This is a genomic window from Pseudomonas sp. FSL R10-2189, from assembly GCF_009600325.1.
In the GTDB taxonomy this organism is placed as follows: domain Bacteria; phylum Pseudomonadota; class Gammaproteobacteria; order Pseudomonadales; family Pseudomonadaceae; genus Aquipseudomonas; species Aquipseudomonas helleri.
In genome coordinates, this window is sequence record NZ_WIVZ01000016.1 from 34,308 (window position 1) to 47,202 (window position 12,895).

Below are 12,895 nucleotides of genomic sequence, written 5' to 3' on the forward strand. Positions count from 1 at the left end.
CATGAGCCAAATCCAACCTTCTGTGCAGGGTGTGATCGACCTGCACAGCCATTGGTTTTCACCCAGCTCGCTGCGCTTTTTGAGTGAGCGCCAGAGCAGCCCGCGCCTTTTACCGGGCGCCGATGGCGCACCGAATTTGCACCGCTCCGGGGCTGGCACCACGGCCCAACCGTTTGCGCTGGGCAACCACTGGTTTGATCTGGACGCGCGCATCGAGCACTTCGATCAGGTCGGGGTGGCGCATCAATTGCTGTCCTGGCCGACCACTTTGGGCATCGACGCGGCGCTGTCTGCCAGCGAATCGTTGGGCCTGTGGCGCGACTACAACAATGAACTGGCGGGCGTAGTGCGCCAGTACCCCACGCGGCTCAGCGCCGTGGCGGCGTTGTCGACCTCCGACATTCAGTGGTCGGTGGGCGAGTTGCAGCGCGCCCATGAAGAGCTGGGGCTGATCGGTGCGGTATTGCCGGTTAACGCCTTTGCCAGCCTGGCCGCCGCTAGCCGTTTTGAGCCGTTGCTGGCCAAAGCCCAAGAGCTGGGCAGCCATATTTATTTGCACACCGGTTACGCCCACCCGCAGGTGCCGGGCCAGCCACCCGTGCTGTTGCACAGTGACGCCATCGAAGCGCGGCGGGTGCTGGACATCGCCTGGCAGTTTGCCTCGGCCACCATCACCTTGGCCCACAGCGACCTGCTGGACCGTTACCCCGACGTCACGGTGCAAATCGCCATGCTCGGCGGCGCCGGCATCATCGCCAACCTAGTGGAACTCAGCCAGGTGCCCGGCCACTTCGATGCGGTCGGCCACAGCCCGCGTTATCAGCGCTTGTTATTCGACACCGGCGCCGCTGGCCGAGGAGCCCAGGCCATCGCCCTGGCAACCCGCGTGCTGGGCGCCGAGCAACTGGTGTTTGGTTCTGACTATGCCCCGGTGCCTGACATCGCGCCGGGTATCGCCCAAGTGCTGGCCGCGCCGATTTCGGCGGCCGAGCGCGAGTTGATCCTGCGAGGCAACGGGCAGCGCCTGTTGGCCAGCAAAGGTATTTCCCTGGGTAGCTAAGGCTACCTCTCTGCCCCAAGGAGTGTCGCAATGAGTACCGTACTGCATGAAAAACCGCGTCTGGTCGCTGACCCGGTAGAGGCCTACTACACCATCTGCCCGGTGTTGGTCGCGTCCAATATTGCCGTGGAGCTGGGTTGGCTGGATGAAGAGTTCAAGCGCGCTGGCGGCAAGGCCACCTTCCTGCGTTCGTTGCCTGAAAATGGCGGCTGGCTGCCGCATTACCGTCACTCGTTCAACCCACTGTTCCGCGATGGCGGGGCGATTCCGACCCTGTGGGCCAAGGCGGATCTGACCGACACCACGCTGATCGCCACCACCGCCAGCCAGCGCGCCGGCCAAGTGGTGGTGCGTGCAGGTTCCGGGATCCGCCGCGTGCAGGATCTGGCAGGGCGTCGTATCGGCCTGTTCAAAAGCCAGAATGACGACAAGATCGACTTCGCCCGCGCCACGGCCCAGCACGGTTTGCTGCTGGTGCTGGAACTGGCCGGATTGAGCACCGAGCAGGTGCAGTGGGTGGATCTGGCCGACGACGATGACCCAAGCTTCCTGCAACCGTCGCAGCGCCCGGTTGAACTCTGGACGCAAATCAAGGCTCATCGTGGTCAGCCGCCGGTGGACATTCAGGCCCTGGCCGATGACCGCGTCGACGCGATTCTGGTACAGGCCAGCACCGCCGCATCGCTGGTGGCGACAGGCAAATACACAGTGATCGAAGACCTGGAGCGCTACACCGACTGGACCCTGAAAATCTCCAACGGGCCATACACCACTGCGGTTAACACTGACTTCGCCCGCCAGCATCCTGAACTGGTGGTGGCCTTCTTGCGCGCCGCGATTCGGGCCGGTCGCTGGATCAACGCCAACCCCGACGCTGCCGCTGAACTGTTCACCCGAGTGACCTTCAACAGCGACCCGGCGCTGGTGCGTGCGGCCCTGCACGGGCGTGATTTTGTGCCACAACTGTCGGCGCAAAACCTCGCTGCACTGGAGTTGAAAAAGTCATTCTTGCGCGAGCACGGCTACATCAAAGGCGACTTCCGCGTGACCGATTGGGCTGATGCGAGCTTCCTGGAACAGGCGCACGCGTCGTTGCAGGACTAATCTGCAACACGTGGGAGCGGGCTTGCTCGCTCCCACCGTGATTTCCATCAATTCGAAACCTTGATTGACGCCATTTACCTCTAATCTCAGCCAGGTAAAAAACACGCACGGGTATACAAGCTAACCTCTCATACCGCAGGGTAGTGCGCGGCTATGGGTTGGTAATGGAACAATCAACTCAGCGCTTGGCCGGGTCTCGTTCCTTTATTGAGGCGTTTGTATGCTTAAGCAATTGTTCAAACCCGCACGCACAAGCGTGGTGTTCTTGCTGTCTTGCCTGGCAGCGTCCATCGCCTGTGCGGGCGATAAAACGACATACCCCGATGCCGCCGCCAGTGACCCCAAGACCCTGGGCTGGATGGTCGGTGCGCCTCCGCCGCCTGACCGGATTGTGCGGTTTGCCGATGGCAGTTATTTCAAGTTTCCGGCCATGCGCTGGAGCGTTTCCAACTTCCGCCAATTGATGCCTACCACCAATGTGTCCCGTGGCTTGGGCGCGCCCGTGCCGTTGGCGCAGGCGTTGCGCAGCGATATCGATGCCCTGACGTTTACGCCCCTCGGTGGGCAAAAACCGATGACCTGGGAGCAGTCGCTGGCGGCCAATTACACCGACGGCATTGTGGTGCTGCACCGCGGCAAAATTGTCTATGAGCGGTATTTCGGCGTGTTGAGCCCCCAAGGCCAGCATGCTGCCATGTCCATGACCAAATCGGTGGTGGGCACAATGGGCGCCATGCTGGTGGCCGATGGCACGCTGGACGCCAATAAAAAAGTGGCGGATTACGTGCCCGAGTTGGCCAAGTCCGCCTTTGGCAGCGCGACGTTGCGCCAGGTGCTGGACATGACCACCGGGCTTAAATACAGCGAAGACTATGCCGACCCCAACGCTGAAGTCTGGAAGCACGCACAGGCGGGTAACCCGCTGCCCAAGCCCAAGGATTACACCGGCCCGCAAACGTACATGGAGTATTTGCAGACCGTGCAGCCTGAGGGTGAACACGGCAAAGCCTTCGCCTACAAAACGGTGAACACCGATGTGCTGGGCTGGGTGATCGCCCGGGTCACCGGGAAAAACGTGGCGCAACTATTGTCAGAAAAAATCTGGCAGCGTTTGGGCGCAGAACAAGATGCGTACTTCTCTGTGGACTCCATCGGTACGCCCTTTGCCGGTGGCGGGTTAAACACCGGGCTGCGGGACATGGCGCGGTTTGGCGAGATGATCCGCAATAACGGCCATTACCTCGGTGAGCAGATCGTGCCCAAGGCCGTGGTGGATGATATTCGCGCCGGTGGCGATAAAGACGCGTTTGCCAAGGCCGGTTATGACCTGCTCAAAGGCGGCAGTTATCGCGACATGTGGTGGGTGACGCACAACGCCGATGGCGCCTTTATGGCACGCGGTGTGTATGGGCAGCGCACCTACATCGACCCTAAAGCCGAAATGGTGATCGTGCGCTATGCGTCCAACCCGATTGCCGGCAACGCGGCAAACGACCCGGTGACCATCCCGGCATTCGAGGCGCTGGCCAAGCACTTGATTGCCCACCCGCAGCCGTAAACCTGCGGCTCAGGCCTGTTGAACGAACGCCAGGCGCAAGGCGAAACCGATCAACAGGCTGCCAAATAACCACTGTTGAACACGCTGTGCCCGGGGGCTGTTGTTGAGCCATTGACCCAACGAGGCCCCGGCCATGGCGTAAAGGCTGTCAAACATCAGGCCGACGATCACCAGCACCACGCCCAAGCCAAAAAACTGCGCGCCCACGGTGCCTGCCTGGTTGTCGATAAATTGCGGCAGCAGCACCGAGCAAAACAGCAAAGCCTTGGGGTTGAGCAGGTTGGTCAACAAGCCACGTCGCAGCGCGCCAGCCCAGGTCAATTCAGGTTCTTTGACCACGCCGGTGGCGAGGGTCAAGTGGGTGAGCATGCCGGGTTTGAGCATGCGCACGCCCAGCCACACTAAATAAGCCGCGCCGATCAACCGCACACCATCAAAGGTCCAGGGCGCTGTTTTAAACAGTGCAGCCAAGCCCACGGCGGCCAGAAAAACATGGCAGGCCCGGGCAATGCCCAAGCCCAACGCGGTGCTGAGGGCCAACGCACGCCCATGTCGGGCACCGGTTTGCAGCAGCAATATCATGTCCGGCCCGGGCATCAGGTAAATCACAACCAGCGCAATCAGAAACATCCCCATGGCGACCCATCTCGATAGCAGGTGAGCCACGATTTTAGGGGCGAAGGCACGCGCAGGTGGTTGCGTATTCAGCCTCAAGAAGGTCTAGTCTTGGCAGAAACCACCTTTTTGATCATCAAAAGAATTTGAATATGCCGAAAATAAAACTGGATGCTTTTGACCGACGCATTCTCGACGCCTTGCAGCGTGATGGGCGCTTGAGCAATGTGGACTTGGCCGACGAAATTGGCCTGTCTGCGTCGCCGTGTTTGCGTCGAGTTCGGTTGCTGGAAGAGGCGGGGGTGATACGCGGGTACCAGGCCAATCTGGATCGCGATGAGGTCGGTTTGGGTTTAACGGTGTTTATCGGGATCAAGGTTGAGCGCCATCACGAAGATGAGGCGGAGGCGTTTCGTGTCGCTGTAACGGCATTGCCAGAAGTGATTTCGGCTTTTTTAGTGTCAGGAGAATCTGATTTTTTACTGCAGGTTGTAGTGCCAGATTTACGCGGGTACGAGCGATTTTTAACCGGCGTGCTGCTCAAGTTGCCGGGTGTCAGTGATATTCGCAGTAACTTTGCAATTCAGACGGTCAAGGCGCCTGCTGTCCTGCCGCTCAATCATTTACCGGTTTAGCCGCTTTAAATACGGCCCACGTTTGGGACTGTTTATCTCCGGCTCCGCGCCAAGATGAAGATCGCTGGCCGCCCGCAGAAGTTTCACACTGTTTGTTATATCGTAACTATATTCATCAAACAGTGGAGCTTCCATGCGTGTCGATTTAGATGCCGAGGAGGGTGGCCTTGAGTCTTTGTCTCGTTTTCAAAGTGCCACCGTTCAGGCGCGTCAACTTTTTCAGTTAGGCGTTGGACTGGCCGCCCTGGCAATCATGCTCTGGACGGTCGGTTTTTTTATTGGTCTGTTTGCCCCGAGTTCGTTGTGGCCTGCGCTGCTCAATAACAACGTCGCCGCGTTGTTAGTGGTGGCGGCAGGGGCGCAATCGGCGTTTTGGGTGGCGGACTGGCGCAAGGCAGCGCTCAATCCTGCACCTGAATTGATCGAAGAACAGCCCGCCGAGCCGCTCAGTGCCTACGAGCGTTTTTGCCAACGGTTGAGTCGCGGGTCGCATCGGTTTTTGGCCTCGATCGGTGCGCCAGTCTTTTGGTTGGCGGGCGTCGGTGGCTTGGCCGTGTGGTGTGTACAGCACAGTTGGGACGCGTCGCTGGCCGGTGCCGATTTAGGCACCAGCGGGCGAGTGGCCGCCGGGGTGGCGGTGTTGCTGGCATTTGTATTGCTGGTGTTCGAACGCTACCTGGCGCAGCAACCCGAAGCACGCTGGCCGGAAGCCCGCTTACTGGCGCCGCTGGTGCGTGTGCCGATCCTCACTTTTTTGCTCAGTGCGTTATGTCTGCTGTTCAGCAGCGCCGAGGCCGAATGGCCCGCTCGCCTTGCGGTATTGCTGGGCGTGCTGCCCGCGGCGGTGGCGATTGAGTTAATCCTTCGGGCCGTGGCGGCGATTTTCAGTCCACGCCGCGACCGGCTTGAACCGCGCATGATTGCGCAGAGTTTTATTGCCGGGATGCTGCGCTGGCCACCGCAACCGCTGCTGGCGCTGCAGCACGAATTGCATAACCGGTTTGGCATCGACCTGCGGCAAATCTGGGCGTTCAGCTACATGCGCAAAGCGTTCCTGCCGGTGCTGGCGGTGATCGTCGCGGTGGGCTGGATACTCAGCGGTGTGAATGAAGTCCCGCTGCAAGGGCGCGGCATTTATGAACGTTTTGGTAAGCCGGTTGAAGTATTCGGGCCGGGTTTGCACGCAGGGCTGCCTTGGCCATTGGGCCGGGTGTTGATGGTCGAAAACGGGGTGGTGCATGAACTGGCGACCAGCACCGAGTCGGCGGCGGATCCCGTGCTGGCGTCGGCTGACGGCCTGCCACCGTTGACGGCCAACCGCTTGTGGGACGCGACGCATGTGAACGACAAATCCCAGGTCATTGCCAGTGGTGGCGGTGACAAGCAGGGCTTTCAGATCGTGAACATGGACGTGCGTTTTGTGTACCGCATTGGCTTGAGCGATCAAGCCGCGATTGCCGCGACGTACCACAGTGCCGATGTGCCGACGCTGATTCGCAGTACCGCGAGTCGCATCCTGGTACACGACTTTGCCTCGCGCACCCTCGATGATTTGCTCGGCGAACAACGTACCGAGTTGGCCAATGACATTGGCCACGCGGTGCAGGCCGATCTGGATTCGTTGGGCAGCGGCGTCGAGATTCTGGCCACGGTGGTTGAGGCTATCCATCCGCCTGCCGGGGCGGCCAACGCGTATCACGCCGTTCAGGCTGCACAAATCAGCGCCCAGGCCTTGATTGCCCGCGAGCGTGGCGCGGCCAGCGAGCAAGCCAACGTTGCGCAATTGCAGGCCAGCATGGCGCTGGACCAAGCCAATGCCTCGGCGCGTGAAGTGAACGCGACGGCGCAGACCTCGGACCTGCGTTTTGGCGCCGAACAAAAAGCCTACCGCGAAGCCGGTCACGCCTTTGTTCTTGAGCAGTATTTGAGCCAGCTCAGCCAAGGCATGAACAACGCCAAACTTTTGATTCTCGACCACCGCCTTGGGGGCAACGGCAACGCGCCGACCCTCGATCTGCGTTCTTTCACGCTGCCGGCCGATCCTGTCGCGCCGCGTAAAGCTGTTCAGTAAGGAGCTTTGTTTTGAGCCACTCACACGATCATCACGCGCACGGCGGCCACCACCACGGCCACGCGCATCACGGCCATCATCACCACCACCATCATGGTGATGAACATGAGCCGAGCCCGTTCCCATGGCGGCGCATGGGCTGGGCCGCCTTGCTGGTTTTATTTGCCGTGGCAGCCGCCAGCCTGGTGCAGGTGCGTTCCGGCGAAGCCACAGTTATTACTCGTTTCGGTAACCCGGCGCGGGTGCTGCTGGAGCCTGGGTTGAGCTGGCGCTGGCCCGCACCGTTTGAAGTCAGCGTGCCGGTAGACCTGCGTTTGCGCACCACCTCCAGCGGTCTGCAAGACGTTGGCACCCGCGACGGCCTGCGCATTATTGTGCAGGCCTACGTGGCCTGGCAGGTGCAGGGCGATGCCGAAAACGTGCAGCGTTTTATGCGCGCGGTGCAGAATCAGCCCGATGAAGCTGCCCGGCAAATTCGTACTTTTGTCGGCTCGGCGCTGGAAACCACTGCCGCCAGTTTTGACCTGTCCAGCTTGGTCAACACCGATGCCAGCCAAGTCAAAATTGCCGATTTCGAAGCGCAACTGCGCCAGCAAATCGAACAGCAATTGCTCAGCACCTATGGCGTGCGTGTGCTGCAAGTGGGGGTTGAGCGGCTGACGTTGCCGTCGGTCACGCTCACCGCCACGGTCGACCGCATGCGCGCCGAGCGTGAAACCATCGCCACTGAACGCACTGCGGTGGGCAAGCGTGAAGCGGCGCAAATCCGTTCGGCGGCCGAGCGCGATGCGCGCATTCTGCAAGCCGATGCCAGTGTGAAAGCAGCGGACATCGAAGCGCAGTCGCGGGTCGAGGCGGCGAAAATTTATGGTCAGGCGTACGCCAGTTCGCCAGAGCTGTACAACATGCTGCGCTCGCTCGACACGCTGGGGACCATGGTTAACCCCGGCACTAAAGTGATTTTGCGCACCGACGCGGCGCCGTTCCGGGTCTTGGTCGACGGCCCGCCGTCGATGGATAACAAGGCTGGGTCGCATCCATGAGTGGCTCATCTGAAGACACGCCACGTGTCAGCAGCCCGTGGCAACAAGCGGGGCGTTTAGCGTTTTTGGGCTTGTATGCCGTGACGGTGTTCGCCGCCGTGGCGTGGGGTGTGTCGAATGTGCGGCAGATCGATCCGCAGAACCGTGCAGTGGTGCTGCGCTTTGGCGCGCTGGACCGCATCCAGAATGCCGGCTTGCTCCTGGCCTGGCCGCGGCCTTTTGAACAAGTGGTGATTGTGCCTGCCGCCGACCGCGTGAGTGAGCGCCGGATCGAAAACCTGCTGCGTTCGGACAGCGCCCTGCAGGCGGATAGAGTGGCCACTTTTGCCACGCCCATTAACGATGCACTGGCCGGTTCCGGGTATTTGCTGACCGGTGATGCGGGCGTTGTGCAACTGGATGTGCGGGTGTTTTACAACGTCACCGATCCTTATGCCTACGTGCTGCAAGCGGAGCATGTGTTGCCAGCGCTGGATCGTGTGGTCACCCGCAGCGCAGTGGCGCTGACCGCCGCACGGGATCTGGACACTATTTTAGTGGCGCGCCCGGAGCTGCTCGGCAGCGATAAACAGTCGGCGGAACGCCGTGAGCGTTTGCGCGGTGATTTGGTGCAAGGCATCAATCAGCAACTGGCGGCGCTCACGGCAACGGGGCAGGGCATTGGTCTGGAGGTGGTGCGGGTCGATGTGCAATCGAGTTTGCCGGGCCCGGCCGTCAACGCGTTTAACGCGGTGCTGACGGCCAGCCAGCAAGCCGACAAAGCCGTGGCCAACGCGCGCAACGATGCCGCTAAAACGACCCAAAACGCCACCCAGGAAGCCGACCGCACGGTTGAGCAAGCCCATGCCCAAGCCAGTGAACGATTGGCCTTGGCGCAATCGAACACGGCGGCCATCGTCAATTTGGCCAAGGTACAACAGGCCGGTAATGACCCTGGTTTGTTGCTGCGTTTATACCGCGAGCGGGTGCCAAAAATTCTCGGGCAGGCGGGCTCTGTCACCACCGTTGATCCTAAAGATGATTCCCGTCTGATTATTCAGGGAGCCGAACAATGAGTACGTCTGCAACGCAACCCGTGGTCAGCATGCTGAGCAGCGCCGAGCAACGCAGCGCTGCGCGGCAACTGACGCTGGCGATGCTGGCGCTGGGGTTGCTGGCCTTGGGGCTGGTGTGGCGCTGGTTCATGCCCCTGCAAGTGGGCACCAGCCAGTTGTTATTGGGGTTTGCCTCGTTGTTGGTGGCGGTGCCGGTGATGCGTTCGGCGTGGTACAGCCTGCGTTATCCGAGCCTGCACGGCATCACCGATCAACTGATTGCCCTGGCGATGCTGGGCGCGTGGGCCACCGGCGATTTACTCACCGCTGCACTGTTGCCGATCATCATGATTTTTGGCCACGTGCTGGAAGAGCGCAGCGTGATCGGTTCGCAAGAAGCCATTCATGCGCTGGGCAAACTGACCCGCAGCCAGGCGCGGTTATTTCAGGCCGACGGCCGTTTGCTGGAGGTCGACAACAGCACCCTCAAGACCGGGGACCAGGTTGAAGTACGCGCCGGGGATCGTGTACCGGCCGATGGTGTGGTGTTGTCGGGCCAGGCCAGCCTCGACACGGCGTCGATCACCGGGGAGTCGGTGCCGCTGGAAGTCAGCGTAGGCATGCCCATTTACGGTGGCGCGATCAACCTGGACGGCCTGCTGCGTGTTGAAGTGACACGCACCGGTGAAGAGTCGACACTGGGCAAAGTCATTGCCCTGATGCAAAACGCTGAGCGCGCCAAACCGCCGATCACCCGTTTGCTCGAACGCTATGCGGGCGGCTACATGGTGCTGGTGTTGATGATCGCCGCCGTGACCTGGTTTATCACCAACGATGCCCAAGCCATGCTCGCGGTGTTGGTGGCGGCGTGCCCGTGTGCGTTGGTGTTGTCGGCACCGGCCACCGCGATTGCCGGGATCGCCGTGGCAGCGCGTCACGGGATCTTGATTCGCAGCTCGGCGTTCCTTGAAGAACTGGCGGATTTAACCTCCCTGGTAGTGGATAAAACCGGCACCCTGACCTACGGCACGTTGCGCCTGCAAGCCATCGAAACACCGCTCACGGAGCATCAGCCGTTGCTGCAACTGGCCGCCAGTTTGGGCGCTGCCAGCAGCCACCCGGTGAGTCGGGCGTTGGCCGGGCTGGTCAGCCATGACCAATTGCTGACGCTGGAGGATGTGCGCGAGCGCCAGGGTTTGGGCGTCGTGGCCAGAACCGAGCAGGGCGAAGCGGCGTTGGGGCGGCCGGAGTTATTCGACCAATTGACTATTACCACAACCCCGGTGCCGGACCATGATGGCCCTATTGCAGGTCTTTCATTGGACACACAGTTTCTTGGCTGGTTATTGTTGGCAGACAGCGTTAAGCCCGAAGCCCAACAGGCGTTGCGCGATTTGCGTGAGCTGGGGCTGGGGCGCCAGGTCTTGCTGACGGGTGACCGGCAAAGTGTGGCGGACCATTTGGCGCAGGCGGTGGGCATCAGTGAAGTTCAAGCCCAAGCCTTGCCCGAAGATAAATTGAAACGTGTATTGGGCGAAATCGACAGTGGCTTCAGACCCATGGTGGTCGGTGACGGGATCAACGATTCGCTGGCACTTAAAGCCGGCGTGGTGGGTGTGGCGATGGGGGCGGGCGGTGCGGACATTGCCCTGGCGTCATCCGACATCGTGTTGATCGGCAGTGACTTGCGGCGTTTGGGGACGTGTGTGCGACTGAGTCGTGAATGCCGCCACACCTTGCAGGTCAATGTGGTCATCGGGCTGGGCTGGACATTGGCGATTGTTGCCGCCGCTGCGTTTGGTTGGTTGGGGGCGGCTGGCGCCATGATTGCCGCGCTGCTGCACAACTTGAGTACGTTATTGGTGTTGGGGAATGCTGGACGTTTGCTTCGTTTTCATGAGCCGTTGGTGGCGTCAGAAACGCCGCAGTAAGGGTCTGAAAACGCATCACGCACGCTCTGGCTTCTGGCTGTCAGCTCACTGAGCTGACAGTTTCGGTTAATCGACTACCCTATAGTTTCGATGTCTGAATTGAAGGAGGACTTACTGATGCTCGCGCAACTGCCACCGGCTTTACAGAAACTTCATCTTCCATTACGCCTTAAACTTTGGGATGGAAACCAGTTCGATCTAGGGCCAGAGCCTAGTGTCACGATTGTGGTCAAAGACCCGCAACTGGTTGCCGAGTTTACCCACCCCAGCCTTGACCTGCTGGGCACCGCTTTTGTTGAGGGGAAGCTTGAGCTGGAAGGCTCCGTCAAAGAAGTGATTCGTGTGTGTGATGAGTTGAGCCAGGCGCTGGTGGAGGAAGAGGACACTCGACCTACGCGTATTCACCACGACAAAGAAATCGACGCCGCTTCCATCTCTTACCACTACGACCTGTCCAATGAGTTTTATCAGCTGTGGCTTGACCGCGACATGGCCTATTCGTGTGGCTATTTCGAGACCGGTGAAGAAACCCTTGATGAAGCTCAGCAAGCCAAGTTTCGCCTGCTGTGCCGTAAGCTGCGCCTGAAACCGGGTGAGTATCTGCTCGACGTTGGTTGTGGCTGGGGCGGGTTGGCGCGTTTTGCCGCACGCGAGTACGGGGTCAAAGTCTTTGGCATTACCCTGAGCAAAGAGCAACTGGCGCTGGGCCGTGAACGCGTCAAAGCTGAAGGCCTGCAAGACAAGGTCGACCTGCAACTGCTCGACTACCGCGATCTGCCGCAAGACGGCCGCTTCGACAAAATCGTCAGCGTGGGCATGTTTGAGCACGTGGGTCACGCCAACCTCAATGAGTACTGCAACATCCTTTTCAATGCAGTGCGTGAAGGCGGCCTGGTGATGAACCACGGCATTACCGCCAAGCACACTGATGGCCGCCCGGTAGGTCGCGGGGCCGGTGATTTTATCGACCGCTATGTGTTCCCGAACGGTGAGTTGCCGCACCTGTCGATGATCACCGCCGAGATTAGCGAAGCCGGTCTGGAAGTGGTCGACGTCGAAAGCTTGCGTCTGCATTACGCGCGCACGCTGGATCACTGGAGTCAGCGTCTGGAAAACAATCTGGAGACTGCGGCGAAAATGGTCCCGGAGAAAACCCTGCGTATCTGGCGCCTGTACCTGGCGGGTTGTGCGTACGCGTTTGCCCATGGCTGGATCAACATCGACCAGATTCTGGCAACCAAACCGCATGCCGATGGCTCCATTGAATTGCCACCGACACGCGCCGATATTTATCGCTGACCGTGTGAATCCCACGTAATTGCAACGGGGCTTACTTCAGGGTTTATTTCCTGAAGGTAAAGCCCATGTTGCAGTGGGATGTTTTGATCCACCTGTGCCACGGCCTTCTGTTCGAAGGTCAGCCCCTTCTTTTTAAACACAAGATCATGACGCGCTACGTTTCCTCCCCAGTCAGCTGAGGGCAAGGAGATGTAGCTGATCTTGTATTCCTCATCGGTAAACGCCCCTTCAACTACATAGGCGCCGTAGTGGTTTTCGCCTGGGGAAATGATCTTGTACAAGCCATTGTCGTAGTAGTACAGGATGGCTTCTTCAAACGGTTTTTCGCTGTACATCTTCTTGTAGTGCAATCGATGAATGTACGTTGGCTTGCCGAACTCGACGGTAATGGCGGGGACGACGGGCGGCGGGGTGGTTTCAGCCTGGGCCAGCGAAGTGATGCTGAACAGCAAACCCATCAGCGAAAATTTCATGCGTGTTGATCCTTATAGTGAGTAGCTCGGCATTGCACCGAGCTACGCAGCTTAAGGAGAGGCTAAGAGACT

General features: G+C 59.9%; 11 protein-coding genes. 9 read left to right on the forward strand and 2 right to left on the reverse strand.

Annotation, left to right across the window (positions count from 1 at the left end; all coding sequences use genetic code 11):
* The first annotated feature begins 1 nt into the window (after nt 1).
* The 3 genes from GHO32_RS13305 to GHO32_RS13315 all read left to right on the forward strand — a co-directional run bounded on the left by GHO32_RS13305 (nt 2) and on the right by GHO32_RS13315 (nt 3,722).
* A complete protein-coding gene (locus GHO32_RS13305) occupies nt 2-1,060 on the forward strand; it encodes an amidohydrolase family protein (protein ID WP_153334502.1) in 1,059 nt (352 codons plus the stop codon).
* Between the two features lie 30 nt (nt 1,061-1,090).
* Entirely contained in the window at nt 1,091-2,164 is a 1,074-nt protein-coding gene (locus tag GHO32_RS13310; RefSeq protein WP_153334500.1) for an ABC transporter substrate-binding protein, read from the forward strand.
* A gap of 220 nt (nt 2,165-2,384) precedes the next feature.
* Nucleotides 2,385-3,722: a serine hydrolase gene (locus GHO32_RS13315; protein ID WP_153334498.1), complete on the forward strand. Its 1,338-nt coding sequence runs from the start codon at nt 2,385-2,387 to the stop codon at nt 3,720-3,722.
* Between the two features lie 9 nt (nt 3,723-3,731).
* Here GHO32_RS13315 and GHO32_RS13320 read toward each other — a convergent pair whose 3' ends face one another.
* A complete protein-coding gene (locus GHO32_RS13320) occupies nt 3,732-4,352 on the reverse strand; it encodes a LysE family translocator (protein WP_178113891.1) in 621 nt (206 codons plus the stop codon).
* Nucleotides 4,353-4,498: 146 nt separating this feature from the next.
* On the opposite strand from GHO32_RS13320, the gene GHO32_RS13325 reads away from it, so the two are divergent.
* The 6 genes from GHO32_RS13325 to cfaB all read left to right on the forward strand — a co-directional run bounded on the left by GHO32_RS13325 (nt 4,499) and on the right by cfaB (nt 12,350).
* Nucleotides 4,499-4,972, forward strand: a complete 474-nt coding sequence (locus tag GHO32_RS13325; protein WP_048388257.1) for an Lrp/AsnC family transcriptional regulator — start codon at nt 4,499-4,501, stop codon at nt 4,970-4,972.
* 133 nt (nt 4,973-5,105) lie between these two features.
* Nucleotides 5,106-7,043: a protease modulator HflK gene (hflK, locus tag GHO32_RS13330; protein ID WP_153334494.1), complete on the forward strand. Its 1,938-nt coding sequence runs from the start codon at nt 5,106-5,108 to the stop codon at nt 7,041-7,043.
* An 11-nt stretch (nt 7,044-7,054) separates the two neighbouring features.
* Nucleotides 7,055-8,086 carry a protease modulator HflC gene (gene hflC, locus GHO32_RS13335; RefSeq protein ID WP_153334492.1) on the forward strand — a complete coding sequence of 344 codons (1,032 nt, stop codon included), beginning with the start codon at nt 7,055-7,057 and terminating at the stop codon, nt 8,084-8,086.
* Nucleotides 8,083-9,141, forward strand: coding sequence for a protease modulator HflK (gene hflK, locus GHO32_RS13340; protein ID WP_153334491.1), 1,059 nt, complete (start codon nt 8,083-8,085; stop codon nt 9,139-9,141). The genes hflC and hflK (GHO32_RS13340) overlap by 4 nt, the downstream gene beginning before the upstream one ends.
* Complete coding sequence (locus tag GHO32_RS13345) at nt 9,138-11,051, forward strand: cation-translocating P-type ATPase (RefSeq protein WP_153334490.1); 1,914 nt, start codon at nt 9,138-9,140, stop codon at nt 11,049-11,051. The genes hflK (GHO32_RS13340) and GHO32_RS13345 overlap by 4 nt, the downstream gene beginning before the upstream one ends.
* A gap of 117 nt (nt 11,052-11,168) precedes the next feature.
* Entirely contained in the window at nt 11,169-12,350 is a 1,182-nt protein-coding gene (gene cfaB, locus GHO32_RS13350; RefSeq protein ID WP_153334488.1) for a C17 cyclopropane fatty acid synthase CfaB, read from the forward strand.
* Here cfaB and GHO32_RS13355 read toward each other — a convergent pair.
* Nucleotides 12,341-12,823 carry a hypothetical protein gene (locus GHO32_RS13355; RefSeq protein WP_053225445.1) on the reverse strand — a complete coding sequence of 161 codons (483 nt, stop codon included), beginning with the start codon at nt 12,821-12,823 and terminating at the stop codon, nt 12,341-12,343. The two genes, cfaB and GHO32_RS13355, sit on opposite strands and share 10 nt — an antisense overlap.
* Nucleotides 12,824-12,895 lie beyond the last annotated feature (72 nt).